This is a genomic window from Methylobacterium sp. 001424705, assembly GCF_059816145.1.
Genome location: NZ_JCBANU010000013.1, coordinates 38,487 through 65,362 on the forward strand (window position 1 = coordinate 38,487; position 26,876 = coordinate 65,362).

Sequence of the window (26,876 nt, forward strand, 5' to 3'; positions counted from 1 at the left end):
GTTCAATCCGCTGCGACGATCCGGCCTTCGAGGCCGAACAGGCGACCGAGACCGCGCACCCGGTTGAGGATCCGATCACCGGGAAGGGAACCCAGGTCCGCGGGAAGGGTCAGCGTCACCCGGCCACTCTCGATGGTGACGGGAATCCGCCCGAGGGCTCCCGCCATGCCGGCCGAGAGCGGAAAGGCGAGGCGCAGCAGGGCGCCGAGCAGACGGGCGCGCTCGAACAGGCGGGGGCCCGCCAGGTTGCGCAGCATCGGGCTCGCCTTCTCGGGGGCGATTCCCTCGTGGCGGAAGTAGATGGCCAGTGCCAGATAGGCCCGGCCTGGATGGTCGATCCCGACGAAAGCCGCGTGGGTGATCACGTTGACGCTCTGCTCGCCGCGGTAATCCGGGTGCGCCCGCCAGCCGATATCGGACAGGAGGCAGGCTGCGTGGCGCAGGCGACGCTCGTCGGCAGTCTCCGGTTGATCGAGGCTGGCGATGAAGCGGTCGCTCCAGGTGATGAGGTCCTCCGCATGGCCCGGCGAGCGGGCACGCAAGGTGTTCAATTCGGCCGCCGCCGCCAGCAGCGGGTCGGCAAGGCGTGCGTCGCGGTCGAGCTGCTCGTAGAGCAGGCCCTCGCGCACGCCGCTGGCGGAGACGGCGAGCTCGCGCGGACGTCCGATCCGGATGATCTCTTCCAGCACCACGGCCCCGTAAGCGAGGAGGGGACGGCGCGCTTCGGAGACGCTCTCCACATCCTGCAGCAGGGCCGCGTCGGTGCGCTCCACCACTTCGAGGAAGTTCAGCTCGTCCGACGGCTCGACGCTGTAGCCGTGCATGACGTGCAGCGGGTATCCCCGGGCCGATTGGTGCAGCCGCGCGAGCGCGCGCCACGTCCCCCCGACGGCGTAGAAGCTGCGCCCGCGCAGGGTCTCCAGCTGGGGCGCCGCCTTCTTCAGGTTCTCCCGGACGATCTTGAGGGCCTTCTTGACCGAGCCGCCCGAGAGATCCTGGAGGGCAAGGCCGCCGAGCGGCATCGTCACGCCCATCCCCACCGTGGCCCCGCGCACATCCACCAGTTCCAGGGAGCCCCCGCCGAGGTCGCCCACGACCCCGTCGGGCGCGTGGAAGCCCGAGATGACGCCGAGCGCCGAGAGCTCGGCCTCGCGCCGGCCGGAGAGCAGTTCGATGCGCTGGCCGCAGGCGGCTTCCGCCGCGGCGAGAAATTCTTGGCCGTTCTCGGCGTCGCGCGCGGCGGCGGTGGCCAGCACGAAGGTGCGCGACACGCGCATGGTTTCGCACAGCACGCGGAAGCGCGCGAGCGCGACCAGTGCCCGGCGCACCGCCTCCTCGTTGAGGCGGCCCGTGGAGAGCACGTTGCGGCCGAGGCCGCACAGCACCTTCTCGTTATAGAGCGGAGTGGGCGCCCGGGTTAGGCCGTCATAGGCGACAAGCCGTACCGAGTTCGAGCCGATGTCGATGATCGCCACCGGCTCGATGTGGTCCCCGGCCCCGGACAAGGGGATGCCCTGGACGGGCGCGGGGCGGGCTGGGTCGAGGCCCATGCGGGCTCCTCTGGACGGTCCGTCAGCCACGCTGCGCGCGTCGGCTCAGGGCGCGCGGGCTCGACTTCTTCGACGACTTGCCGCGCCCGGAGAGGCTCGGATTCGTCATGAAATACTTGTGCGCATTGAACGGCTCCTCCCCTTCGGCAGGTTGGATCCGTTCGCTGGCACCAGACGCCAGTACACGCCAGCTTTGGCGGTTGTCGAGGAGATTGGCCAGCATGATCTGGTCCAGCACCTGCTGATGCACCGTTGGATTGGTGATCGGCAGGAGCGCCTCGACGCGCCGATCGAGATTCCGGCTCATCAGGTCGGCTGACGAGATGTAGACGACGGCCTTGGGGTGGGGCAGCCCGACACCGTTGCCGAAGCAGTAGATGCGTCCATGCTCCAGGAAGCGCCCGACGATCGATTTGACGCGGATCGTCTCCGACAGCCCCGGGATTCCCGGGCGCAGACAGCAGATGCCGCGCACCACGCAGTCGATCTGGACCCCCGCCTGGGAGGCGTCGTAGAGCGCATCGATGATCTGCTGGTCGACCAGCGAGTTGCATTTGATCCAGATCGCGGCCGGGCGTCCGGCCTTCGCATGGGCCACCTCCGCCTCGATGTTCTCCAAGAGGCGCGGTTTCAGGGTCAACGGCGAGACCGACATCCGCTCCAGCTCGGCGGGCTCGGCGTAGCCGGTGATGAAGTTGAAGATCCGGCTGACGTCCCGCGCCACGGCGGGATCGGCGGTGAAGAAGGACAGGTCGGTGTAAATGCGCGCGGTGATCGGATGGTAGTTGCCGGTGCCGACGTGGCAGTAGGTGACGAGGCGGTCGCCCTCGCGCCGGACCACCATCGACAGCTTGGCATGGGTTTTGAGTTCGATGAAGCCGAACACGACCTGCGCGCCGGCCTTCTCCAGGTTGCGCGCCCAGCGGATGTTGGCCTCCTCGTCAAAGCGGGCCTTCAGCTCGACCAGCGCCGTCACCGACTTGCCGAGCTCGGCGGCTTCCGCCAGGGCCGCAACGATCGGCGAGTTCGAGGAGGTGCGGTAGAGCGTCTGCTTGATCGCCACCACGTTGGGGTCGCGGGCGGCCTGGGCGAGGAACTGCACCACCGCATCGAAGGATTCGTAGGGGTGGTGGACGATGAAGTCCTTCTGTCGGATCGCCGCGAAGACGTCGCCGCCGCTCTCGCGAATGCGCTCGGGGAAGCGGGGGTTGTAGGACTTGAACTTCAGGTCCGGCCGATCGATGCCGACGATCTGCGATAGCTCGTTGAGGGCGAGCATCCCCTCCACGAAGATCACCGCGTCGCTGCTGATCTCGAGCTCGTCGGCCACGAAGGCACGCAGGTCCTCGGGCATCCCGGCCTCGACCTCCAGCCGGATGACGACGCCGCGGCGGCGCTGCTTGAGGGCCGTCTCGAAATGCAGGACGAGATCCTCGGCCTCCTCCTCGATCTCGAGGTCCGAGTCGCGGATGACGCGGAACGCGCCCTGTCCGCGCAAGGCATAGCCGGGGAAGAGCCGCCCGGTGAACAGCACGATGACCTGCTCGATGGCGATGAAGCGGGCGGTCGCATCGTTCTCGGCATCCGGCAGGCGCACGAAGCGGTCGAGCACCGCTGGCAGACGGATCAACGCGCGTAGGGTCCGGCCGTCGCGGGGGCGCACCAGCATCAGTGCGATGGTGGAGCCGAGATTCGGGATGAACGGGAACGGGTGCGCCGGATCGATGGCGAGCGGCGTCAGGACCGGAAAGACGTGGTTGAGGAAGTAGTCCTCCAGCCACGCCTTGTGATCCTGGGTCAGGCCCGCGGGCTCCATGAGCTCGATGCCGACGCCGAGGAGTTCACCGCGCAGCTCGCGCCAGCGCGCCTGCTGGTCGAGGGCGAGGCGAGAGACCTCGGTTCCCACCCGCGCCAGCTGCTCGGCCGGGGTCAGGCCGTCCTGCGAGGGCAGGACGAGACCGGCACGAACCTGGTCGTGCAGGCCAGCGACCCGCACCATGAAGAATTCGTCGAGGTTGTTGGCCGAGATTGAGAGGAACCGGACCTGCTCCAGGAGGGGGTGGTTGGCGTTCGAGGCCTCCTCCAGCACCCGGCGATTGAACTGGAGCCAGGACAGTTCGCGGTTGACGAAGCGCTCGGGCGAGTGGCGCAGGGCGAGCCCTGCCTCCCGCACGGAATCACGCGCCTCCGCACCTGGGAGGCCGTCGGCGGGAGGGAGCGGCAGGTCTCCGGGAGGCGGCAGGTCGAGATCGGCATCGGGCAGGGCATTGGATACGGGCGCCTTGGCATCCGCGAGCGCGTCCCGGATCGTCTTCCCCGGCTGAGGTTTGGAGGCTACCGCTGCGGGCTGCCCGGTCCGCCGGGCGGCGGGCCGGGCAGCCCGCGTGCGGCCCTCGGTGACACGCGGGGTTCCGGCATCCGATGCGGTCGTGTCCGAGTCCATGTCCGCCAAGAGTTCGTCTCCTACAGGTCTTCGAGGGTCGGCGTCGTAGCATGGGCCGGGCCGGCGTTTGTGACGGTTGCATGACGATCTTCGGCCGTTGGTCGTGTAGCCAGGCCGCCGTCAGATCGGGGCATGATCCCCGGGATCCGTCTCGTCCTCGTCCTCCGGTTCTTCGGCCCCGAAGCCAAGGCGCTCCAGCACCGCCAGCGCCAGTGGCTTGGTGATGCGTCGACCCCGGCTCAGGGCATCCCGGTCCAGGGCGGTGACCACTTCTCGGGCGCGCCCGAGAGAGCGGTCGATCCGCAGGGCCAGGGCCTCCACGATGGCGAGATCCACCACCAGCTGCCGGTCGACGAACAGCTTGACGAGGACCGCGCGCAACAGGGCGTCGTCCGGGGGCAGGATGGTGGCGCCGGGGGCGAGGCGCAGGCGGGAACGCAGGTCCGCCGTCGTCAGGCCCAGCCCCTCCACCGAGGTGGCGGAGGTGACCAGCACCGGGCAGCCCCGTTCGCGCGCGAGGTTGAGGAGGTGGAACAGGGCCGCCTCGTCGCGGGGCGCGCTCCCGTCCGCTCCCACTCGGTCGATGTCCTCGATCACCAGGGCGCCGTTGGAGAGGAAGCGCGGCACCGTCGCAGCGGTGATCTCTGAAGCCTGGGCCGTCCAGGCGTGGGAGCGGGTCGCCCAGATCGAGGCGAGATGGCTCTTGCCGCTCCCCGGTGGTCCGGTGAGCAGGCACACCGTGTCGGGCCAGTTGGGCCAAGCCTCGACCAGCGTATAGGCAGCCTCGTTGGCCGGGCCTACGAGGAAGTCCTCGCGGCCGTAGCGCGGGTCGGCCGGCAGGTCGAAGGCCAGCTGCTTCGGGGGGACGGTGTCGCGGGTTGCCATTCAGGGTTCAGGCTTCGACAGGAGCGCGGGTGCGTCCGCGTAGTAGAGCGGACTCTGGAGGTAACGCTCCAGGACGAAGCGGACCAGCACGCCGATGGACGCCGCCACCGGAACGGCCAGCAACAGCCCGAGGAATCCGAACAGCGAGCCGAAGGCGAGGAGTGCGAACATCAGCCAGACCGGGTGAAGACCCACCGATTCGCCCACGAGCTTGGGCGAGATGATGTTGCCTTCGAGGAACTGTCCCACCACGAACACCCCGATGGTCAGGCCGATATGCAGCCAGTCGGAACCTGGCCAGAACTGCGCCAGGGCGACCCCGACCGAGAGCAGGAAGCCGGTCAGCGTCCCCACGTAGGGGATGAAGGTGAGGAAGCCGGCGATCAGGCCGATGAGAACGCCGAAGTTCAATCCGACGAAAAAGAGGCCGACGGCGTAGAAGGTACCGAGGATGAGGCAGACCAGGGTCTGCCCGCGGACGAACCCCGTCACCGCCCCGTCGATCTCGCGCCCGAGGCGCCGGACCACCGGGCGATGCCGGGGAGGCACCCAGCCGTCGAGGGTCGCGATCATCCGGTCCCAATCGACGAGGAGGTAGAATGCCACCACGGGCGTGACGACGAGGAGCGACGCGATGGAGATCAGCGCTTGGCTGCCCGACCACAAGGATTTCAGGAAGGTCAGGAACCAGGTGCCGCCCTGTCCCACCAAGGTGCCGACCTGCGACTGCAGATCGGTGAGCACGTCGGCGCCTCCCACCCGCTGCAGCAGTGGGCCGGCCCGTTCGGCGAGGATGCCCTGCAGCCGTGAGACCATGCCGGGCAGAGTCGCCACGAGGGCGGAGACCTGATTGGCGGCGAGCGGCACCACGAGAAGCAGGGCCACCACGAGCCCGACGACGAAGACCGCAAGGATGAGGAGCGAGGCCGAGAGCCGCCCGAGCCCAAGGCGCTCGAGTCGGTCCGCGATCGGGTCGAGGAGGTAGGCCAACGCGAGGCCCGCCACGAAGGGCAGCATGACGTCGGCGAGCAGATAGAGCAGGAGGGCGACGCCCACGAGGGCCATCAGCCCGATCATCGCCCTGCCGCGCATCGGCCGTTCCCCGTCCCAATCGTCGTGTGCGCGACGTCGCCGTTCGCGGATCAACAGTGGGAACGGGAGGGGACGCGGTCAAGGCTGCAGGGCGCATGCCGACGTTTCGCGTGCGCCGCTGTCGGAGCCTCGGCTGCGGACCTTGGTGCGAATCCCCGCGACCTGCGATGCGCTCGCTGCGAGGACGGACTCGCGAAGGCGCGCGGGAGCGGTTAGAGGTCGCGGAACACGGACCTTCGGAGAGCGGCGCGGATGACCGGCGAGCCCAGACACGGAATGACCTACGCGGACGCGGGCGTCGACATCGATGCTGGCAACGCCATGGTCGAGACGATCAAGCCGCTGGTGCGCGCCACGCGCCGGCCGGGGGCGGATGCCGAGATCGGCGGGTTCGGCGGCCTGTTCGATCTGAAGGCCGCAGGTTTCAAGGATCCGATCCTGGTGGCGGCCAATGACGGCGTCGGCACCAAGGTGAAGATTGCCATCGAGACGAACCGGCACGACACCATCGGCATCGATCTCGTGGCCATGTGCGTCAACGACATCATCGTACAGGGCGCCGAGCCGCTGTTTTTCCTCGACTATTTCGCTACCGCCAAGCTGGTGCCGGGGGTGGGCGCCGACATCGTGCGCGGCATCGCGGCCGGGTGCCGGCTCGCCGGCTGTGCGCTGATCGGTGGCGAGACTGCCGAGATGCCGGGCCTCTACGACGGCTCCGATTACGATCTGGCCGGCTTCAGCGTCGGGGCGGCCGAGCGCGGGACCCTGCTGCCGCGCGGCAACATCGTGCCCGGCGATGTCGTCCTGGGCCTGCCGTCCTCGGGCGTCCATTCCAACGGCTTTTCGCTGGTGCGCCGCATCGTCGAGAAGAGCGGCCTGTCCTACGACGATCCCGCGCCCTTCGAGCCTGCCCGGACCCTCGGCGAGGCCCTGCTGGAGCCAACCCAGATCTACGTCAAGCCGCTGCTGGCGGCCCTGCGCACCACCGATGGGATCAAGGCCCTCGCCCACATCACCGGCGGCGGTTTCCCTGACAACCTGCCCCGGGTGCTGCCCGACGGCGTCGGCATCAGCATCGACCTCGACGCGATCATCCCGCCCCCGGTCTTCGGCTGGCTGTCGGAGGTCGGCGGAGTCGCCGAATCCGAGATGCTGCGCACCTTCAACTGCGGCATCGGCATGGTCGTGGTGGTGGCGCCCGAGAGCGTGAGCGCCGTGTCGAAGGCCCTCGACCTGGGTGGTGCCTCCCCGGTCCGCCTCGGCCGCATCACCCCGCGTGGGGCCGAGCCCGTGACCTTCGAAGGCCGGCTCGCCTTCTGATGGCGGCCGCGCAGACATCATCGGTCGGAGGCAAGACCCGTGTCGCGATCCTCATTTCGGGGCGCGGCTCGAACATGGCTTCGCTGATCGCGGCGGCCGAGGCGCCGGATTATCCCGCCGAGATCGTGCTGGTGGCATCCAACCGGCCCGAAGCGCCCGGCCTGACCTACGCCGCTGAGCGTGGCATCCCGACCCGTGCCCTCGATCACAGGGCCTATTCGAGCCGGGAGGCCTTCGACGCCGCGCTGAACGTCGAATTGGAGGCGGCCGGTATCGACCTCGTGTGTCTCGCCGGATTCATGCGGATCTTCACCGCCGGGTTCGTCGAGACCTGGGCCGGCCGGATGATCAACATCCATCCCTCCCTGCTGCCGTTGTTCAAGGGCGTGCACACCCATGAACAGGCGCTCGCCGCCGGGGTGCGGCTGCATGGCTGCACCGTGCATTACGTCGTGCCCGAGCTCGATGCCGGCCCCATCATCGCACAGGGGGCCGTGCCGGTCCGGCCCGGCGACGATTCCGACGCCCTTGCCGCTCGCATCCTGGTGCAGGAGCACCGGCTCTATCCCCAAGCCTTGGCTCTCGTCGCGGGCGGAAAGGCCCGGCTCGATGGCGCGCGGGTGGTATTCTCGGAGGAGGTGCCGGAGGCGGAGGGGGCGCTGCTCAGCCTGTAGGCGGGCAGACGCCGCAGCCGCCTCACGCGTTCGGCAGATGCGTCGCCAGAGCTTCCAGCACCGCCATGCGAACGGCCACGCCCATCTCGACCTGCTCTCTGATGAGCGACTGCGCCCCGTCGGCGATTTCCGAAGAGATCTCGACGCCGCGGTTCATCGGGCCCGGATGCATCACGAGGGCGTCGGGTGCGGCCAGCCGCAGCCTGTCGGCATCGAGGCCGAAATAGCGGAAATACTCCTTCACGGAGGGCACGAAGGAGCCGTTCATGCGCTCGCGCTGCAGGCGCAGCATCATGACGATGTCGCAGCCCTCCAGGCCCTTGCGCATGTCGGTGAAGACCTCGACACCGAAGCGCTCGATGCCGGTGGGCAGCAGGGTCGAGGGTCCGATCACCCGGACCCGCGCACCGAGGGCCTGCAGCAGGATGAGGTTCGAGCGGGCCACGCGACTGTGCAGGACGTCGCCGCAGATCGCGACCCGCAAACCTTCGATCCGGCCCTTGTTGCGCCGGATCGTCAGCGCGTCGAGGAGCGCCTGCGTCGGGTGCTCGTGGGCACCGTCGCCGGCATTGACCACCGCACAGTCGACCTTGCGGGCCAGGAGGTGCACGGCGCCGGCCGCGTGATGGCGCACCACGATGATATCGGGCCGCATGGCGTTGAGGGTGGCGGCGGTGTCGATGAGGGTCTCACCCTTCTTCACCGAGGACGAGGCCACCGACATGTTCATCACGTCGGCTCCAAGGCGCTTGCCGGCGAGCTCGAAGGAACTCTGCGTCCGCGTCGAGGGCTCGAAGAACAGATTGATCTGGGTGCGGCCGCGCAGGGTGGTGCGCTTCTTCTCGACCTGACGCGAGAGGGCTACGGCGTCCTCCGCCCGGTCGAGGAGGATCTCGATGTCGGGTCGGGTGAGCCCCTCGATCCCGAGCAGGTGCCGGTGGGGGAAGCTGGGAGGGGCGGCTGTCATGGTGGGTCCAGGGCTATAGGCCGCCCCGCAGGGGCCGGCAAGCGCGCGCGGAGCGCCCGCCGGGCTGGCGTCGTCAGACCCCGGGGGCCACCAGCGGCCGTAGGGATTCGGCCAGATCCGTCAGGCTCAGGCCGCCCTTCTGCAGGACCCGATCCGCACGCCCCGCGAGCCGCCTGCGGTCGTCGGCCGTGATGTCCTTGGCGGTGAGGACGACGACCGGGATATCGCGCCACTCGGCCTGCTCGCGCAGGGCTCTCAGAAAGCCGAAGCCGTCCATCTCCGGCATCATCAGGTCGAGGAGGATGAGGCAGGGCTTCTTGGCCGCCGTCGCCTCCAGGCCGGCCACACCGTTCTCGGCCGAGGCGACGCGCCAGCCCTCGCGGGTCAGCATCGCGGAGAGGCGCTCGCGGGCATCCGGATCGTCATCGATGATCAGCACCGGGCCCTTGTGCTCGGAGGGCTTGAACCGCTCCATGGCCGACTTGAGCTGGCCCCACTCAATCGGCTTCTGCAGGTAGTCGGTGGCGCCCAGCGAGAAGGCGAGGTTCTGCTCGTCGAGCACCGTCACCATGATGATCGGGGTCGCGCCGAGTTCCGGGTCGGCCCGCAGGGTACGCAGCACCGACCAGCCATCCATGCGCGGCATCGTCACGTCGAGGAGGATCACCCGGGGCTTGAGCTCGCGGGCCCGCTCCACGCCCTCGCGCCCGTCACGGGCGGTGGCCACGGTGAAGCCGTCGCGTTCCAGGAAGCGCGCCAGGAGATCGCGCGTCGCGGCGTCGTCGTCGATGATCAGGACATGGCCGCCGACGATCGGTCGTGCCTCGCCGGTCCGGTGCAGAGAGTCGTGGTCCTGATGAGCCGCCGCGAGCGGGTTTGGAGGCACGTAGGTCGCCGGCACCGCTAGGGTGAAGGTCGTGCCGGCTCCCTTCTCGCTCTCCACCTCGATGCGGCCACCCAGCATCTCGGCGAAGGCGCGGGTGATGGCGAGGCCGAGGCCGGTGCCGCCGAACCGGCGGGTGGTCGAGGCGTCGGCTTGGGTGAAGCGCTGGAACAGCTTGGCCTGCTGCTCGGGGGTCATGCCGATACCGGTGTCCGTCACGCGGAAGACGAGCCAGTCGGCCCCCTCGCGCGCCGTGCGGGTGACCCCCAGGGTGATGCGCCCGGCCTCGGTGAACTTCGCCGCATTGCTCAGGAGGTTGATGAGGCACTGGCGCAGCTTGGTTTGGTCGGTCTGCGCCTCGCCGAGGTCGTCCGCGATCTCGAGGGCCAGGCTGTTGCCCTTCTTGTCGACCAGCGATTCCACGGTGGCGGCGACGTCGCGCACGGTCTCGGCTACCGGGAAGGCCTCGGCATAGATCTCCATGCGCTCGGCCTCGATCTTCGAAAGGTCGAGGACATCGTTGATGAGGCCCAGCAGGTGGCGGGCGTTCGCCTCGATCTTGCGCATGTCGGCGAGGAGTCCCTCCTCGCCGAGATCCTCGATCTCCTCCTGCAGCATCTCGGAATAGCCGATCACCGCCGAGAGCGGGGTCCGCAACTCGTGGCTCATGTTGGCCAGGAACTGGCTCTTGGCGCGGTTGGCCTCCTCGGCCGCCTCCTTGGCGGCCTCCAGGGCGAGTTCCGCTTCCTTGCGGGCGGTGACGTCGGAATGGGTGCCGACCCATTCGCGGATGCTGCCGTTCTCTTCCAGGATCGGGACGGCACGGGCCGACATGATCCGCCACACCCCGTCCTGGCGGCGGACACGGTGCTCGATCTCGTAGGGCGCGAGGGTTTCCAGGGCCTGGAGCCAGGCCGCGTTGGTGCGTTCGCGGTCGTCGGGATGAATCGAGCCCAGCCATCCGGCTCCGGCGGCCTCCTGGGGCGTCTGACCGGTGAAGCGGGTCCATTCGGAGGGGGTCACCTCGAATCCGCCTTCCGGATTGGTCGTCCAGACGATGGCGGTGGTGGCCTCGGTGAGGGAGCGGAAGCGCTCCTCGCTGTGGCGCATGCGCTCCTCGGAGAGCTTGCGCAGGGTTTCGTCCGAGACCACGAGTCCGACGCCGTCGGCCTGGGCGCCGCCGGTGCGTGCGGAGCCGGTCCGTCCGCGCAGGGGATAGAAGCTCATCTGGAAGTGGCGCACCCCGCGTGGTGCGCTCGGGGTGGGCACCGCCACGTCAACGTTGGTGGTCACCAAGCCCTCGTCGCGGGCGGCTTTGAGCTTCGGGATGAGCTGCTCCTGCAGCGTCGGTACGTTCGCCCAGATCGGCGCACCGAGATCGGCGCCGAATCCGCGCTCATTCATGGTGGCGAGCGCCCGGTTCATGTTCTGAATCGTCAGGTCACGGTCGAGGAAGCCGAGGCCGACGGGTGCGTTGGCGAAGACGCCGTCGAGGAGGGCGGCGGTGCGCTGCTCGTCGCGACGGCGCACCAAGGCGAGGCGCCCGAGCAGCCCGACCGCACCCAGGGCCGAGGCGATCGACACCAGCAGCAGCACGAGTGAGAGCACCCGGTCCCGCTCCTCGCTGACGGCGAGGACAGCGGTAGCGTGGTTCTGGACACCCTTGGCGGCCCCCCGCACGCCGTCCATGGTGCGCTTGCCCTCCCCCAGGCGAGCCAGCGAGACGGCCGCGTCGTAGCCCTGGTTCCGGCGCAGGTCGATGACGTGGGCGGCGTAGTTCCGCTTCGCTTCCACGAAACGGCGCAGGTCGCGCATGTGTTCGGGCGCCTGGGCATCGGTCTGCTTCGTCAGGGTCTCGATGGTATCGAGCTGCCCGTCGATGGTGTTCTGGGCCGCCTGATAGGGCTCGAGGTAGGGTTCCTCACCGAACAGCACGTAGCCGCGCATGCCGGTCTCGAGCTCGACCATGTTCGACAGCAGGCGCTCGCTCTCCCTGAGGATCGCGTGCTGGCGCGCCGCTTCGGTGCGACTGGCCTCGCCGGCCAGATAGTTTCCGATGCCGGCTGCCACCGCGATGCCGATGAGCACCAGGGCGAGGGGGGAGCTCGGCAGGCCCGCGAGGATGCGGGGCTTGCGCCAACCACGATCGGGACGCTTCGGGTAGGCGCTGGTCATGCGATGCGGTTCACGGGGTTGACGCCCGGGCGGGCGGGAGGAAGGGCCGGCGTGGTCGCGGCGGCGATGGTGTTGTGCTCCAGCCCCACCACGACAGGATCGGAGAAACAGGATCACGGGTCCGACGCTCGCAAACGCGCCGGCGCCGTTTCCGTTCATCCCGGGGCTCACCGCGCCCGGTGCAATATCCGCTCAATCGGCACCTTCGTCCGGGATGGCGAGACGCGTGCCGCAGGCCTTGCAGTGAACCGCATCGCTGTCGTGGCGCTGCAGGCCGCAGGCCGGGCAGGGAAACCGTACCTTGGGGGGGCGGAACAGCACCTGGGCGAGACGCAGGAACAGCGTTACGCCGAAGATCATGACGACGACCGAGATCAGGCGTCCGGTCGGGCCCGGCAGGGTGATGTCGCCGTAGCCGGTGGTCGTCAGCGAGGTCACGGTAAAATAGAGCGCGTCGATGGCGTTGCCGATCGCCGGGTTGCTGCCGTGCTGCGTGGCGTAGACGATCCCGGTCATCACGAAGACGAAGACCGCGAGATTGGTGGCGGCCAGGATCGCGTCCTCGTTGGCGCGAAAGACGGTGCTGTCGGCGCGGAGGCGATCGAGGAGTTGGTAGGTGCGCAGGAGGCGCAGGGTCCGGAGGATGCGTAGGAAGCCGACCCCCTCCCCCACCACCGGCGCGAGGAACGATACCACCGCGGCGATGTCCGCCCAGGTGGAGAGGTGCAGAAATTCCTGCGCCCGGTTCCGGCTGATGGCGAGGCGCGCCAGGAAGTCGAGGAGGACGACGAGGCCGAGGACGACGTCGATTCCCTCGATCCAGGGCGCGCGCGGCAGGAACGAGGTCACCACGACGTAGGCGACGGTGGTCACGTCCAAGACGAGGAGGCCGTAGCGGAAGCGATGCGCCCCGTCGGTATTTCCTTCGTAGAGTCCGGCGAGGCGCGCGGTGAGTGAGGTCATGGCGGCAGAACGGCCGATCGGGGTTGGTCGATCAGCGCCGCAGCCGATTGCCGAGAACGAAGCCGAACAGGCCCATCAGGATGATGCCGGCCGCGCCCTCGATGCCCACAAGCAGGTTGGTGACGCGCCCGACCGGCTTCACGCCGATTTCGGGGGGATTGGCGGTCATCATGTTCAGGGCGCTGTAGCTCACGAGATCCAGGGGATTGTAGGTCGCCCCCCCGTCGCCCCCCTCCGGGATCAGGCCACCGGTCAAGCCGTAGAGAACCGCGAAGACGAAGATCAGGATGACGAAGGCGCGGGCGATGCGCGACAGGCTCTCGCCGTAGTCGCAGAGCCACTCCACGAAGCGGTCGGCAACCCATTGATAGCCGTGGCGGGCGAGGTCCGGGCCCACGCGCTTCTCCCAGGCCGCCCGTGCCTGGGCGCCCGCGTGAAACCGGCCCATCCGGCGGCCCCGCTTGTAGGCCCAGCTCGCCGCATCCTGGCTGCCGATGCTCTTGAAGTTCTGTTCCAGGGCGAGGTAGCTCGCCTGCGCGGCGACGTAGTCCCGGGCGATCTCTTCGCCCACCGCGCCGCCGAGCTGGTCCACCCGCATCCGGGTGCCGTTGAGCCAGGCCCCGGCGAAGCGCGCATGGCGCAGGTCGCAGGTGGAAAGATTGAGCCGCACCAGGCTGGTCTCGGACAGGTCGGCCCCGGACAGGTCGGCCCCGTCGAGCTTCACCCCGGTGAGGTTGGCCCCTCGCAGGCGTGACCCGCTGAGCTGGGTCTTCTTCAGGCTGGCGCCCTCGAAATCCGCGTAGGTCAGGTTGACGCCCACGAGCTTGACCTCGTCCAGGCGTGCACCGCGGAAATGCGTGTAGTCGGCATCTGCACCGGTGAAGTCGGCCCCCCAGAGGTCTGCGCCGTCGAAATTGGCGCCGTCGAGGAGCGCCCGGCGGAGCTTGGCGAATCGCATCGCAGCGCCCCCGAAATGCGCATCCTCCAGCATGGCGTCGTCGAAATTGGCTTCGCCGCCGGCAATGCCGGTGAAGCGGGCGCCGCTGAGATCGGCACCGGCGAAATTCGCCTCCTCCACCGTGGCGCCGGCGAAGCCCGCAGAGCGTCCGAGGGCCCCGGCGAGATTGGCCCCCGCGAGGTTGGCGCCGGTGAGATCCGTGTCCTCAAGGTGCGCGTCGCTGAGATCGGCACCGGCGAGGGCGAATCCGGCCTGCTTCGGGTCCCACCAGGCCGGTGGTTGCGGGGTCTCGCCGAGCCGGGCCGCCAGGGCTTCCCGCCCTAGGGGCAGGCCGCCGAGGTCGCGGGCTTCGCCACCGGAAAAGCCGATGAAGGCTGCGGATTCGAGGCGGGCGAGGAGCGCGTCGACCCGTGCGCGCGCTGCGGCAGTCTCCTCGGCGTCAGGCTCCATGACCGACCTCCCGGTGGGCCATGCGGGCACCATTCCGGCCCTGGGACGTTTCGCAACGCTCGGCCACGGCGTGCCGGCGACGGCACGGGAGGTGAAGTGTGGCGGGGACATGGATGGCACTGGGCCTGAAGGCCTTCGGCGTGCTCCTCGTGGCAGCGACGCTGCTGCCGTTCGTTCCGAGCAATTCCGGCTTCATCCGCACCTTCGATTTTCCGCGACTGCAGATTGCGGCCCTGATCGTGCCGGTGATCCTGGGCCTGCTTCTCGTCGCCCCCGATGCCCCGGGGCTGATGCTCGCCGCGGGCCTCGTGGCAGCCCTAGCCTACCAAGTGGCTTGCATCTACCCGTTCACGCGTCTGTCCTCGCCGCAGGCCGTGGCCGCGGAGGCCGGCGCCTGCCGCTCCGACGCCGGCGTGTCGATCATGATCGCCAACGTGCTCGAGTCCAACCGCGCCTACGCACCGATCCTCGATCTCATCGCCGCTCAGGACCCCGACCTGCTGCTGCTGGTCGAGACCGACGCAGCCTGGGCGCAGGCGCTCGAACCCCTGCGGGCCCGCTATCCTCACGTGCTGGCCCAGCCGCAGGGCAACACCTACGGGCTGATGTTCTATTCGAAGCTCCCCCTCACCGACCCGCAGGTGCGCTTCCTCCTGGAGGACGACGTCCCCTCCGTCCGCGCCGGCGTGACCCTGCGTTCCGGCGAGACCTTCACGTTCTTCGGCGTGCATCCGCGCCCGCCCCACCCGGGCCAGAGCAGCGCCGCACGCGACGCCGAGCTCGTCCTGGTGGCCCGCGAGGTGAAGGCGGAGGGGCGTCCCGCCGTTGTGGCGGGGGATCTCAACGACGTCGCCTGGTCCAAGACCAACGACCTCTTCCAGCGGATCAGCGGGCTCCTCGATCCGCGCATCGGGCGCGGTCTCTATCCGACCTTCAACGCGAAGTGGCCGCTGCTGCGCTGGCCCCTCGATCATATCTTCTTCAGCGCCGACTTCCTGCTTGGCCGGATCGAGCGCCTGCCCCATATCCAGTCCGACCATTTCCCGATCCTCATCAGCCTGTGCCGCAGCGATCGAGCTCCGGACCTGCAGGAGGCACCGGAGGCTACGGTGGACGATCACGCGGACGCTCGAGAAGCCCTGGAGGCCGCGCCCTGATGTTCGGCGCCGCCTGTAGGCTCAATGCTGGGCGACACCCGCCGCCATGTTGATCGCCAGCGCCAGGACGCTTGTGTTGAAGACATAGGCATAGATCGTCTGCACCGTGGCGACCCGGCGCATCGTCTTGCTGGTGATGTCGGTGTCCGAGGTTTGGGACGTCGCCCCGATCGTCGCGGAAAAGTAGAAGAAGTCCCAGAAGTCTGGGTTCTCGTCGCCGTTGAAGTCGAGGCCGCCGCGGGACGTGTCGGCATCGGCGCCGTAGTAGAGGTGCGCGTAGTGCACCGTGAACACGACCTGCACGAAGAGCCAGGCACAGATCATCGTGGCGGCCGCGAGGGCCAGGTGAGTCAGGCGATAGGCTTCGCTGCCGTTTCCTCCGAGAACCAGCATGGCCACGGCGCCGAAGCTCGCCGCCGCCGCCAGGATCGCGAAGAGCGTGACCGTGAAGGCGCTGTCATCAAGGCGCGAGGCCTCGGCCCGCAGGGAATCCCGTGACTGGCGTGCAGCCTTGCCGACGATGAGCCCGCAATAGACGAGAACGCCGAGACACCAACCGATCAGAAGCCGGACAGACAGGTCGGCGAAGGGCAGGATCAGGGCGAGCACCAGGGTGAGCCCGACGCTGACGAGGAGGCGCGGCCGGAGCCAGAAGGCCTGGATGGGATTGAGCATGCGCCGCCTCGCAGGAGTGAGCTCCGTCCCTGCTCCTGCGCCCACGCGCGCCCTATCCGCAAGCCTTGTCGCAGCGTGGTCCACCGCCCCGAACGCGCCGGGCGATCCAGGGCCGCAACGGCAGAAAGAGGCGGTAGGCGAACTCGCCCAGACCGAGCACGCCCGGTAGGCGGGCGAGCCATGCGAGGAAGCGCCAGCGCGGCAGCACGGCCCAGAGTGCGACGAATCCGGCGGCCCCCGAGACCAGGGCACCATCGGGGCGCCGAACGTGGAAGCGCGCCTGGGCCGCACCCCGCGTGAGGCCGGGCCCGAGTTCCGCAGGGCCTTCGGCCCCGACATCGACCCAGGCGATGCGCTCGGCCCCCTCGGAGCGCCGGTACAGCCGGATTTCCGCGGCACAGAGAGGACAGGCGCCGTCGTAATAGACGGTCAGCGCGGGGCGCGCGGTCTGGGAGGTGGACATGGACGAGACATAGGGCACGGCCTGCAACGAAACACGGCCGCGAAGGACTTCGCGGCCGTGTCGGATTCACTCAGGCGCCTTTGCAGGCGCGCTCGCGAGTCCTCAGCGGCGTGCGAGCGCCTTCAGGGCGTTGCGACCGGCATAGAGCGCCTGCGAGCCGAGGCCCTCCTCGATGCGGATCAGCTGGTTGTACTTGGCCAACCGATCCGAGCGAGCGAGCGAGCCGGTCTTGATCTGTCCGCAATTCGTCGCGACCGCGAGGTCGGCGATGGTCGAATCCTCGGTCTCGCCGGAGCGGTGGGACATCACGGCGGTGTAGCCGGCGCGCTGGGCCATGTCGACGGCCGCCAGCGTCTCGGTGAGCGACCCGATCTGGTTGACCTTCACCAGGATCGAGTTGCCGGTCTGCTCGGCGATGCCCCGCGAGAGGCGGGTGACGTTGGTCACGAACAGGTCGTCGCCCACGAGCTGGCAACGGTCGCCGACCCGGTCGGTGAGCAGCTTCCAGCCCTCCCAGTCGTCCTCGGACATGCCGTCCTCGATCGACAGGATCGGATAGGCATCCACGAGGCCGGCGAGGTAGGCGACCTGTGCTTCGATATCGCGGGTCTGCCCCTCGCCCTCATAGTGGTAGGCACCGTCCTTGAAGAATTCCGTCGCGGCGCAGTCCAGGGCCAGGACCATGTCGGTACCGGGCTTGAAGCCGGCGGCCTGGATCGACTGCATCACGAAGTCGAGGGCGGCCTCGGCCGAAGGCAGGTTCGGGGCAAAGCCGCCCTCGTCGCCCACGTTGGTGTTGTGGCCGGCCTTCTTCAGAGCGCCCTTCAGAGTGTGGAACACCTCGGCGCCCATGCGAACGGCCTCGGCGAGCGACGATGCGCCCACCGGCATGATCATGAATTCCTGGAAGTCGATCGGATTGTCGGCATGCGCGCCACCGTTGATGATGTTCATCATCGGTACGGGCAGCACCCGACCCTGCGTTCCGCCGATGTAGCGATAAAGCGGCAGTCCGGCCGTCTCGGCAGCAGCCTTGGCGACGGCCAGCGAGACGCCGAGGATCGCGTTGGCGCCGAGGCGGCTCTTGTTCGGGGTGCCGTCGAGCTCGATCATCGCCTCGTCGATGGCGATCTGGTCCTCGGCATCCATGCCGCCGATGGCGTCGAGGATGTCGGACTGCACGGCGTTGACCGCCTTGCGCACGCCCTTGCCGCCGTAGCGGCCCTTGTCGCCGTCGCGCAGCTCCATCGCCTCGTGCGCGCCGGTGGAGGCGCCTGACGGCACGGCTGCGCGGCCGAAGGAGCCGTCCTCGAGCAGCACGTCGACCTCGATGGTCGGGTTGCCTCGGCTGTCGAGGATCTCACGGGCGGCGATGTTGGTGATCGCGGTCATGCAGGCGCCTTCCGGACGTTTCGGCTTGTCGAGGCCTCAATCGCGTGAGGCCGGGCCCCTCCCGGACGCCGCCATTTGGCCGCATCGGGGATGGGGTGATCCCGCCGAGGCTTATCCGCCAACGCTTCGCGTCCGGCAAGCGCCCTCGGTGACCCGCTGCCTTCGGGCCGACAGAATCTGCCGCGTCCCGTCTGGACCGGATCGCGTCAGCGGTCTCCGGCGCCCGATAGAAGCAACTCGATCTGGGCCATCCCGTTCTCGCGCGCCTTGGCTTCGGTGGGATGATTGCGGTCGGATCGCTGAATCAGCTTCCCCTTCCGGCGAATCGCCCACTGGTATGGACTGCCCGGCGCCTTGGGCGGCTGGATCTCCAGGGTGTAGGGGTAGGTAGCCGTGTTTTCGTCGCTCATACGTTCCATATGGCACGCGGACCCCGCGCCTGCCACTCGTCGGTGACACATGACTGGCGAAATGATTGGATTTCGTCATAAGGCCTGACGCCTGCGACGTGGTCCGCTCCTCGTCTTCGGAAGATTTTGCCCATGACGCCACCGCCTTCAGGCGCCGAGAGCCTGCAACTTGGACAGATGACGCCCCCGCCGGGCAGCCCGGACGAGGCTCGACTCGACCGGGTGCCGAACCCACATCCGACCACCGACTATCTGGCCCGCTTCACCGTGCCGGAATTCACCTCCCTGTGCCCGGTCACCGGCCAGCCGGATTTCGCCATCCTGGTGATCGACTACGTACCGGATCAGTGGCTGGTCGAATCGAAGTCGCTGAAGCTCTATCTGACGGCTTTCCGCAATCACGGAGCCTTCCACGAGGATTGCACGGTGGGTATCGGCCTGCGCCTCACCGAGTTGCTGGCGCCCCGCTACCTGCGCATCGGCGGCTTCTGGTACCCACGCGGCGGTATTCCCATCGACGTGTTCTGGCAGACGGGCGAGCCGCCGAATTCCGTCTGGCTTCCGGATCCCGGCGTGCCACCCTACCGGGCCCGCTGAGAACCGTTCCCTTGAGAGCGGCCTCGGCTCAGGCCGCCATCGTCCGCGTCTCGCTGCAAGGCCAGGCTGCCTGTGCGGCCAGACGCAGGCGCAAGGCGCTGCCGATCCGGCAGCGCGCAGCCTCGACGATCGGACCGTCGAACGCCACCGGACGGCAGCGACCGGACAGCGGATTGGCGGTCCCGTCGACGTCCCTCCACCAGCCCTGCCTGGTGTCGCTGCCGAACCAGGCGCGCGCGCCGCTCTCGAAGTACGATTCGGCCGGCAGGCCTTCCGCCAACAGGATGTCGTGCCGGTCGAGCTCCACATGCCAGTAGGTCACCCGGTCCACAGCCTCTCGGCAGATCGCGATACCATCGATGAGGTTCATGATCGGCACCAGCACGCCGCCCGCGTTCGCCGCATCGGCGCCGATCAGCACCGGGTGTCCGGGCGACAGGCGCAGGTCTCGGGCCGGGACGGCCTGACCGCAGGCATCCGTGCCGAACGCTCCGGCCAGGATGCGTACGGGCCATTGCGTCGCAGGCACGGGATACGTGTCGGGCAGGACGTCTCGTCGGCCGATCCAGCGGATCGAACGGCGGCCGCCCGTGGCAGTCACCGCCACATCGGTCAGGCGCAGATCCTCGATCGACACCTCGCCGACGACGCCGTCCCGGACAACCGCGAGGCGCGTTCCGGTGGTGAAGCAGACGGGATCGACGAAAAAGATGTTATCGATGTTCGTCAGCGTATCGACGGCGCCGGTGGTCTTGTCGGTGACGATGGCACTTGTGGCGCTGGTCCGGTCGATCGTGAAGTTCGCGCTGGAGCCCGTGATCACGAAGGCGTTGTTGCCGCCGCCGCCGTCGATCACGTTGCTGTTGTTGTTGCCATAGATGACGTCGTCTCCGGCACCGGTGACGGCCTTGTCGATCCGCGTGCCGAACGAAATGCTGATGTTGTTGGTGACGGCACTGTTGGCACTGGCAGTGCTGAAGGTGCCGGGATTGAGGTTGATCCGAGTGTCCGTGCTGAAGCCGGAGACATCGAGGGTGTTATTGGTGCCACGGTTGTACAAGTTGACGAAGGGGGTACTGTTCTTGGTAAAATCAAAATAGTCCCGCGAAGCGCCAGTGATGTTCGTATTGAAGCCGTAGGTCTGTCCACCGGCGAAGGTGCTGGTCTTCGACTCACCGTAGTAGCGCTGGCTGGCCAGAACATCGATCGCCATCGGCGTCTGGGCCCACCCGCCTTGCCAATCTGCGTTGACGGGAGCTTGCGACGCGAAGGTAGCGTTCGGATCACCCGTTCCGATGTAGGACATCAAGGTCCACAGATTCTGGTCGTATGGTCCCCGCTGCCCTTCGAAGGTGCCGCCATTGTAGTATCCGCCATGGCCCAGACCGAGGACGTGACCGATCTCGTGGGCGGTGTCGCTCATGATCTTGGAGCGACCGAGCTCGAAGCTGCCCCATATGTTGTCCGGCGCCTCGAGGGCGATGCTCGCTTGGCCGCCCCGAGCGAGAGGCGACGTCTGCGAAGGAATATCCCCGCTGCCGATCGGCGTCTTACCGTTGTTTGGTATGAAAGTCGCTGCGCCGCCCTCTCCAAATGTCGTAAACAGGAGATTCGCGGACTTGGCATCAGGGACATATTCGAACTTGATGTCCGCAATGTCCGACCAGAGCGACAGGGCGGCCGTATAGGCAGGCTGCGCAGCGACCGGTAGACCGGCGCTGAAGGAATAGGTAATCGTTCCGCCCGGTGTCCCGGCTTGGCTCGTGGTGGCGAGAGGAGCGCCTTTACTGTCGTTGTACCACTTGTTCATCCAGACATCGGTCGTGCTGAAATCTTTGTAGTTCCAAGTGTAGTAGGTATCGCCTCCGATCCGCCCATTCTCGTCGAGGCCCGACAGGAAAGTGACCTCGTCGCGCTGTCCCGCGTTTAGGTCCGTCAAGATGGCCATTCCACATTCCTCGCAACCGTGGGGATCGGACGCGAACCCCTGTGCGAAGCTTGTGGGACGAGGCGCAAAAATCGATATGGCCGCGAGCGCGCGAAGCGGAGCGGTTCGTAGTTCCGGGCGGGGTCCAAACGCAAGCAGGGGCGGCCAACTTTCGTTGGCCGCCCCTGCTTGCGTTTGCGTATCGGTCTTCGGTGTCAGACGATGAAGAGCTTAGTAGCCATAACCGTAAGCGGGGGCGCCGTAGCCATAGGCAGGACGCGCATAACCGTCGCGATAATAGGAATCCCGCGCAGCGCCCGCAGCGATTGCGCCCGCCGCGAGACCGGCAATGCCGAGACCGACGGCCGCGCCGGTTCCGATCCCACGACGACGACCGCCATACGCGTAGCCGCGACCATAGCCGCGATGGCCGTAGGCATGGCCATGACCGTAGCCCCCATGACCGTAACCATAGCCACGCGGCCCGGCCTCGGCGGAGGTGGCAGCAGCGAGACCGCCGAGCGAAAGGGTAAGGGCAGAAATCAGAGCGAGCTTGCGCATGGTATCCTACAGCATTCGAGAACGAATTGGATATTCCAACGTCAGGATGTCCCGATCGTTCCCGTCCGCTTTCCCAGATGAACAAAGCGCAACGTGGTTCATCGCCCTTGGTGAATCGCTTCAGCCGTCCGGAGTTGTCGAGCCCGTGCCTGGACTTGCTGGATCTAGATTGACGGTTTTCCTCGATCTCAGGGGGCCTGGCCGACGATCCGCGCCTTGGCGAGGCGATCGAAGGCCTGCAACTCGGCGAGCAGCGCCGGCATCGCCGTCAGGGGCACCATGTTCGGTCCATCCGAGGGGGCCTGGTCCGGGTCGGGATGCGTCTCGATGAACAGGCCGGCGACGCCCACCGCTACGGCCGCGCGAGCGAGCACGGCGACGAACTCCCGCTGACCGCCCGAGGTCGCGCCCTGACCACCCGGCTGCTGCACCGAGTGGGTGGCGTCGAACACCACTGGGGCGCCGTGGGTCACCTGCGCCATGATCGGCAGGCTGCGCATGTCGGAGACGAGGGTGTTGTAGCCGAACGAGGCGCCGCGCTCGGTCACCAGCACGTTGGGATTGCCTGCCCTGGTCACCTTCGCGGCCACGTGAGCCATGTCCCAGGGTGCGAGGAACTGACCTTTCTTCACATTCACCACTCGGCCGGTGGCGGCGGCCGCGAGAAGGAGGTCGGTCTGCCGGCAGAGGAAGGCCGGGATCTGGAGCACGTCGATCACCTCGGCCGCAGCCGCGCATTGCGCTGCCTCGTGCACGTCGGTCAGGACGGGCAGGCCGAAGCGCTCCTTGATCTCCGAGAAGATCGGCAGGGCCCCGGCGAGGCCGAGGCCGCGCGCGGTGGTGCCGGAGGTCCGGTTGGCCTTGTCGAACGAGGCCTTGAACACGAGGCCGATTCCGAGGCGGTCGGTCATCGCCTTCAGGGCATCGGCGATCTCGACCGCGTGATCGCGACTCTCGAGCTGGCACGGGCCGGCGATCAGCGCGAAGGGCAGGTGGTTCGCGAACGCGACCGAACCGGCCATCACGATGGGAGCGGTGGAAGACGCGGTCTCGGATGAAGCAATCTGAGGCATAGCGCCGGTCTAGCCCGCCTGCGCTGCCACGGGAAGGCCGGCATGGCGGCGAAGCACGCCCCGGGTGCTGGGGATCAGCACGCAGCGGGTCCGCGGCGACACGAACGGGTCGGTATCGGGCGCCGTCTCGCAGCGGAGCGCAGCGCGCCCTACAACGCCCTCCTGGGGGCGTCCCGTGACCAGGGCACCTTGGTGCAGACTGAGGGCGAGGGTCTCGACAGCCTCGGGTTTCGCGCCGGTGAGCGCCCCGGCGGCGAGGCCGATCAGCGCGTAGTAGCGGCGAGCCGGCTCCCGTTCCAGGGCGGAGAAGACCATCCGGTGCGCCCGGCAATCGAGGCTCATCCGCTCGGCATCGGCTGCGCGGAATACGGCGCGTGTCCCCTCGCGACCGGCCAGAGAAGCCCCGGTGGCGCGGATCATCCGTGCGGCGAGGGCATCGCAGCCATCCGCCGCCGCCGGAGCCGCAGCGTACAGCACCGGGGAAAGCAGGATCGCGGCGAGCCGGAAGGAAAGCGTCATCGGTCCGATCTAGCGCAGGAGACAGACCGCGCCCACCACTTACCGCCGCGGGGTGATCGAACCCGTGGTGTCGCCGTGGCAGGCCTCGTGAGCATGGGAGCGCAGGACCCGCGGCAGGGACAACGTATGTGCGCCCGCCTCGTCCTCGAAGGTGCCAGTGAGAGCATCTGCGCCGGCGACGCCCTGGAAGTGGAGCGGCCCGACCTCCGTCTCAACCGCGAAGCGGATCGCCTTGGTGGCGTCGTCGAGGGTGACGTCGGCGGCAGCGCGGGGGCCACGCTGCTCGGCCCTCTCGTAGGTCAGCCCGTCCCCGTTCGGTGAGCGCCGCAGGGTGATGCGCTGGCCGCTGCGCGTGCCGGTCTGCGGCAGGGTACAAAGGTCGGCGTAGACGAAGGTGCCGGACGCCCAGGCGGTGCGCGCCTGGGCCGGGGCCGCCTCGGCCATGAGGATGCAGAAAGCCAGGCCGGGCAAAACATGAGCGCCGGCGCGTTGCAGCGTTCTCGGGGTCAACGTCCTCAGGGCCACCATCGCGTTGCCTCCCGGATAGGCGCCGCATCATCCGGCGCCGACGTTTCCGGATTGCGTCAGAGGGGTCAGGCCGCCGAGCGCGCGCGGGCCCGGTGCTCGGCCTCCAGGGATGCAAGAAGGATGCAGATGGCGATGCCCTCGGCTGCCTTCGTCACGTCGCTGAGGCTGGGAAAGGTCGGCGCAAGACGCAGGACGCTGTCCTTCGGGTCGCGGCCATAGGGCGAGGTCGCTCCGGCCGGTGTCAGGGCTATGCCCGCTTCCTTGGCGAGCCGAACCACCTCGGTGGCGGTGCCTTCACGGGCTTCGACGGTGATGAAGTAGCCGCCCTCGGGCCGGGTCCAGCGCGCGGCTCCGGTTCCGGCCAGGTGCCGCTCCAGGGCCTCCTGTACGGCCGCGAACTTCGGCGCGATGAGGGCCCGGTGGGCGTCCATGTGGGCCTGGAGTCCGGCGGCGTCGCGCAGGAAGCGCACGTGGCGGAGCTGGTTCAGCTTGTCGGGGCCGATGGTCTGCTTGGCGGCACGGGCGAGGAACCAGCGCGTGTTCTCGGGCGAGCCGGCAAAGACCGCGAGACCGGCGCCCGCCAGGGTGATCTTCGAGGTCGAAGCGTAGAGAAAGGGCCGGTCCGGACGGCCGGCCTCGGCGCAGGCGGCGAGAATATCGCGTACCGGGTGGCGATCGGTGGTGAGGTGGTGCACCGCGTAGGCGTTGTCCCAGAACAGGCGGAAATCGGGAGCGCCCGTCGTCATCGTGGCGAGGCGCCGGACGGTCTCGTCGGAGAAGATCTCGCCCGACGGGTTCGCGTATTTCGGCACGCACCACATGCCCTTCACGGCGGGGTCGGCGACCAGCTTCTCGACCACGTCCATGTCGGGCCCCTGCCCCGTCATCGGCACGGGGATCATGCGGATTCCAAACTCCTCGCAAAGGGCGAAGTGGCGGTCATAGCCCGGCACCGGGCAGAGGAAGACCGGCGTCTCGCCCTGCGACCACGGCCGCTCGGAGCCGGGCACGCCCTTCAGGAGCGCCCACACGATGGTGTCGTGCATCAGGGCCAGGCTGGAATTGCCGCCGACCACGATCTGATCGGCCGGCGCATCGATGAGGTGTGAGAACAGGGCCCGCAGCTCGGGCAGGCCCTGCTGACCGCCGTAATTGCGCGCATCCTCTTTCGCCGCGGTGGTGTAGTCGCCGTTGCCCGGCAGCGCGAGCATGCCGTTGGAGAGGTCGAGCTGCTCGGGCGCCGGCTTGCCGCGCGTCATATCGAGCTTGAGGCCCCGGGCCTTGAAGGCGTCGTAGGCGTTGCGAGCCTGCGCGTGCAGGTCCGCGAGGTCGGCCGTGCTGCGGTCGGCGATCGTCGTCATGGTGGGCTCAGGTCCGGGTGGGGCCGCGCGGGCGTTCAAAAAGCGCGCGCACCATGACGTCTCACGTCGCCCGCGTCACCCCGCGCGGGCGCGGGGCTCCCGGTCTCAGGGTTGCGTGGCATGCCAGGTGGCTCGGATCCGAGTCCATGCCTCCGATGTCGGCTCGGCGCGTCCAGTCCGTGCGCCTGGAGGAACCATGGCGAACGGCGGCCCGCAGGGTGGGCCGCCGTTCGGTCTCGTTCGATCCCCCTCCGAGGAGACTCCGGATCAGCCCGCCTTGCTCAGGGCCACCGCGACGAAGCGGGTGACGCCCTTGGCGCTCTTGACCCGCATCAGTACCGCCTTGCGGCCGCTCGACTCGGCGGAGCGGACGCGCTCGGCCACCTCCGAGGGCTGCGAGACGCTGGAGCCCGCGACATCCAGGATGATGTCACCCTGCTCGATGCCCTTGGCCGCAGCCGGACCGTCGGGATCGACCTCCATCACCGCCACGCCTTCGGAGCCGGCACCGACCTCGGAGGCCGGGGCGAGGCTGAGGCCCAGCCGCGGCTGTCCGTTCACCGAGGAGCCGCGGTCGGTGCTCGCCACCTTGGTGTCGTTGGGCAGCACGCCGAGTTCCACCGTTGCGGTGTCGGTCTTGCCACCGCGCAGGTAGGTCAGCTCGACCTTGGCCCCCGGCTTGATGCCGGCGATCTTGCGGGACAACTCCTTGGCGTCGTTGATCGGGGCACCGTTGACCGATTCGATCACGTCGCCGGACTTCAGGCCCGCCTTCGCCGCCGGAGTCCCCGCCTCGGCATGATCCACGAGGGCGCCCTTGGCCTTGTCGAGACCGAGGCCGTCGGCGATGTCCTTCGTCACCGGCTGGACCTGTACGCCGAGGTAGCCGCGGGCCACCTTGCCGTCGGCCCGGAGCTGGTCGACCACCGCCTGCACAGTCTCGGCCGGGATGGCGAAGGCCAGGCCAACGCTGCCGCCGGAGGGCGACGCGATGGCAGTGTTCACGCCCACCACCTCACCGCCGACGTTGAAGGTCGGGCCGCCGGAGTTACCTTTGTTGATCGGCGCGTCGATCTGCAGGAAGTCGTCGTAGGGGCCGGCGCCGATGTCACGGCCGCGGGCCGAGACGATGCCCGCCGTCACCGTGCCGCCGAGGCCGAACGGGTTGCCGATCGCCACCACCCAGTCGCCCACGCGGGGCGCCGACTTGCTGAGGGAGACGTAAGGGAAGGTGCCGCCCTCGGTGATCTTGAGGAGGGCGAGGTCGGTCTTGGGATCCTTGCCGATCACCTTCGCATCGAGGGTGCGGTTGTCGTCCAGGGTCACCTGCACCGACTTGGCCTTGTCGACCACGTGGTTGTTGGTGACGACGTAGCCGTCCGCCGAGATGATGAAGCCCGAGCCCATGGCGCCGCGTTGACCCTGGCGCTTGGGCATGCCGAAGCCCTGGCCCTGACCACCCTGACCCGGTCCGCCCTGGCCGAAGCGCTTGAAGAATTCGCGCAGCTGCGGCGGGACCTGCTGTCCCTGGCCGGGGCCGTCCTCGTCGTCGGAATCGGCACTGTCGTCGAGCTTCACCTTCACGGCGACGACGCCCGGTTTCACCTTGTCGACGACGCTGGCGAAGGAGCCCGGCGGATGATCGGGGGTCTCGATCGGGTTCTTGGAAAGGGACTGGGCGTAGGCCGGCGCGGCCGGCTGGGTCAGGCCGACACCGGCCGCGCCGGTCGCCACGAGGGCGGCCACGGCGACGGAGGCGAGGGCGTTGCGGCGCAGACGGTTGGGCTGAGCGGTCATAGGGGTCTCCGGATCGGGGGGCCGCCATTGGCGGGCCGTGATCCGGTTTGTAGAGG

The 26,876-nt window shown here is 68.4% G+C and carries 23 protein-coding genes; 4 read left to right on the forward strand and 19 right to left on the reverse strand.

All coding sequences use genetic code 11. From position 1 onward, the window contains the following. Positions 1–2 precede the first annotated feature (2 nt). The 4 genes from ppx to AC6EUL_RS11680 form a co-directional block, all read right to left on the reverse strand. On the reverse strand, positions 3–1,550 hold the full coding sequence (ppx, locus tag AC6EUL_RS11665) for an exopolyphosphatase (protein ID WP_082487221.1): 1,548 nt from the start codon (positions 1,548–1,550) through the stop codon (positions 3–5). Positions 1,551–1,572: 22 nt separating this feature from the next. Beyond that, entirely contained in the window at positions 1,573–3,993 is a 2,421-nt protein-coding gene (locus AC6EUL_RS11670; protein WP_499870201.1) for an RNA degradosome polyphosphate kinase, read from the reverse strand. Between the two features lie 120 nt (positions 3,994–4,113). Beyond that, positions 4,114–4,878 carry a P-loop NTPase family protein gene (locus tag AC6EUL_RS11675; protein ID WP_056350644.1) on the reverse strand — a complete coding sequence of 255 codons (765 nt, stop codon included), beginning with the start codon at positions 4,876–4,878 and terminating at the stop codon, positions 4,114–4,116. Further along, positions 4,879–5,970: an AI-2E family transporter gene (locus tag AC6EUL_RS11680; RefSeq protein ID WP_056491610.1), complete on the reverse strand. Its 1,092-nt coding sequence runs from the start codon at positions 5,968–5,970 to the stop codon at positions 4,879–4,881. Positions 5,971–6,222: 252 nt separating this feature from the next. Between AC6EUL_RS11680 and purM the strand changes: the two genes are divergently transcribed. Together purM and purN are read left to right on the forward strand one after the other, a co-directional pair. Further along, positions 6,223–7,290, forward strand: coding sequence for a phosphoribosylformylglycinamidine cyclo-ligase (gene purM / locus AC6EUL_RS11685; protein WP_056272042.1), 1,068 nt, complete (start codon positions 6,223–6,225; stop codon positions 7,288–7,290). After that, positions 7,290–7,964: a phosphoribosylglycinamide formyltransferase gene (gene purN, locus AC6EUL_RS11690; protein ID WP_499870204.1), complete on the forward strand. Its 675-nt coding sequence runs from the start codon at positions 7,290–7,292 to the stop codon at positions 7,962–7,964. The genes purM and purN overlap by 1 nt, the downstream gene beginning before the upstream one ends. A 22-nt stretch (positions 7,965–7,986) precedes the next feature. Here purN and AC6EUL_RS11695 read toward each other — a convergent pair whose 3' ends face one another. From AC6EUL_RS11695 to AC6EUL_RS11710, 4 genes are all read right to left on the reverse strand, one after another. After that, on the reverse strand, positions 7,987–8,931 hold the full coding sequence (locus AC6EUL_RS11695) for an aspartate carbamoyltransferase catalytic subunit (RefSeq protein WP_499870206.1): 945 nt from the start codon (positions 8,929–8,931) through the stop codon (positions 7,987–7,989). Positions 8,932–9,004: 73 nt separating this feature from the next. After that, positions 9,005–11,989, reverse strand: coding sequence for a response regulator (locus AC6EUL_RS11700; protein ID WP_499870208.1), 2,985 nt, complete (start codon positions 11,987–11,989; stop codon positions 9,005–9,007). Between the two features lie 192 nt (positions 11,990–12,181). Further along, positions 12,182–12,952, reverse strand: a complete 771-nt coding sequence (locus AC6EUL_RS11705) for a potassium channel family protein (protein ID WP_056213524.1) — start codon at positions 12,950–12,952, stop codon at positions 12,182–12,184. A gap of 31 nt (positions 12,953–12,983) precedes the next feature. Beyond that, positions 12,984–14,360, reverse strand: coding sequence for a pentapeptide repeat-containing protein (locus tag AC6EUL_RS11710; protein ID WP_499870211.1), 1,377 nt, complete (start codon positions 14,358–14,360; stop codon positions 12,984–12,986). A 113-nt stretch (positions 14,361–14,473) separates the two neighbouring features. Here AC6EUL_RS11710 and AC6EUL_RS11715 point away from each other — a divergent pair, with 113 nt between their 5' ends. Further along, the gene (locus AC6EUL_RS11715) at positions 14,474–15,517 is read left to right on the forward strand and encodes an endonuclease/exonuclease/phosphatase family protein (protein ID WP_499870213.1); all 1,044 of its coding nucleotides are present in this window, start codon (positions 14,474–14,476) and stop codon (positions 15,515–15,517) included. 21 nt (positions 15,518–15,538) lie between these two features. On the opposite strand, the gene AC6EUL_RS11720 is transcribed toward AC6EUL_RS11715, so the two are convergent. The 4 genes from AC6EUL_RS11720 to AC6EUL_RS11735 all read right to left on the reverse strand — a co-directional run bounded on the left by AC6EUL_RS11720 (position 15,539) and on the right by AC6EUL_RS11735 (position 18,457). Then, complete coding sequence (locus AC6EUL_RS11720; RefSeq protein ID WP_499870215.1) at positions 15,539–16,192, reverse strand: DUF1345 domain-containing protein; 654 nt, start codon at positions 16,190–16,192, stop codon at positions 15,539–15,541. Positions 16,193–16,244: 52 nt separating this feature from the next. After that, entirely contained in the window at positions 16,245–16,655 is a 411-nt protein-coding gene (locus AC6EUL_RS11725) for a thiol-disulfide oxidoreductase DCC family protein (protein WP_056350677.1), read from the reverse strand. 102 nt (positions 16,656–16,757) lie between these two features. After that, positions 16,758–18,047: a phosphopyruvate hydratase gene (eno, locus tag AC6EUL_RS11730; RefSeq protein ID WP_055951092.1), complete on the reverse strand. Its 1,290-nt coding sequence runs from the start codon at positions 18,045–18,047 to the stop codon at positions 16,758–16,760. A 206-nt stretch (positions 18,048–18,253) separates the two neighbouring features. Beyond that, a complete protein-coding gene (locus AC6EUL_RS11735; RefSeq protein WP_056183260.1) occupies positions 18,254–18,457 on the reverse strand; it encodes a hypothetical protein in 204 nt (67 codons plus the stop codon). A 132-nt stretch (positions 18,458–18,589) separates the two neighbouring features. On the opposite strand from AC6EUL_RS11735, the gene queF reads away from it, so the two are divergent. Further along, positions 18,590–19,054 carry a preQ(1) synthase gene (gene queF / locus AC6EUL_RS11740; protein ID WP_499870219.1) on the forward strand — a complete coding sequence of 155 codons (465 nt, stop codon included), beginning with the start codon at positions 18,590–18,592 and terminating at the stop codon, positions 19,052–19,054. A 28-nt stretch (positions 19,055–19,082) separates the two neighbouring features. Here the strand turns inward: queF and AC6EUL_RS11745 are convergent, their stop codons facing one another. From AC6EUL_RS11745 to AC6EUL_RS11775, 7 genes are all read right to left on the reverse strand, one after another. Then, complete coding sequence (locus AC6EUL_RS11745; protein WP_499870220.1) at positions 19,083–21,002, reverse strand: Hint domain-containing protein; 1,920 nt, start codon at positions 21,000–21,002, stop codon at positions 19,083–19,085. 210 nt (positions 21,003–21,212) lie between these two features. Then, entirely contained in the window at positions 21,213–21,542 is a 330-nt protein-coding gene (locus tag AC6EUL_RS11750; RefSeq protein ID WP_499870221.1) for a hypothetical protein, read from the reverse strand. 188 nt (positions 21,543–21,730) lie between these two features. Continuing rightward, a complete protein-coding gene (gene kdsA / locus AC6EUL_RS11755) occupies positions 21,731–22,564 on the reverse strand; it encodes a 3-deoxy-8-phosphooctulonate synthase (RefSeq protein WP_200927193.1) in 834 nt (277 codons plus the stop codon). Between the two features lie 60 nt (positions 22,565–22,624). Further along, on the reverse strand, positions 22,625–23,134 hold the full coding sequence (locus AC6EUL_RS11760) for a hypothetical protein (RefSeq protein WP_499870223.1): 510 nt from the start codon (positions 23,132–23,134) through the stop codon (positions 22,625–22,627). 39 nt (positions 23,135–23,173) lie between these two features. Beyond that, positions 23,174–23,605, reverse strand: coding sequence for a hypothetical protein (locus AC6EUL_RS11765; RefSeq protein ID WP_499870225.1), 432 nt, complete (start codon positions 23,603–23,605; stop codon positions 23,174–23,176). Positions 23,606–23,727: 122 nt separating this feature from the next. Then, complete coding sequence (locus AC6EUL_RS11770; protein WP_499870227.1) at positions 23,728–25,023, reverse strand: aspartate aminotransferase type Ic; 1,296 nt, start codon at positions 25,021–25,023, stop codon at positions 23,728–23,730. 267 nt (positions 25,024–25,290) lie between these two features. Next, positions 25,291–26,820, reverse strand: coding sequence for a Do family serine endopeptidase (locus tag AC6EUL_RS11775; RefSeq protein ID WP_499870229.1), 1,530 nt, complete (start codon positions 26,818–26,820; stop codon positions 25,291–25,293). Between the last annotated feature and the right edge of the window lie 56 nt (positions 26,821–26,876).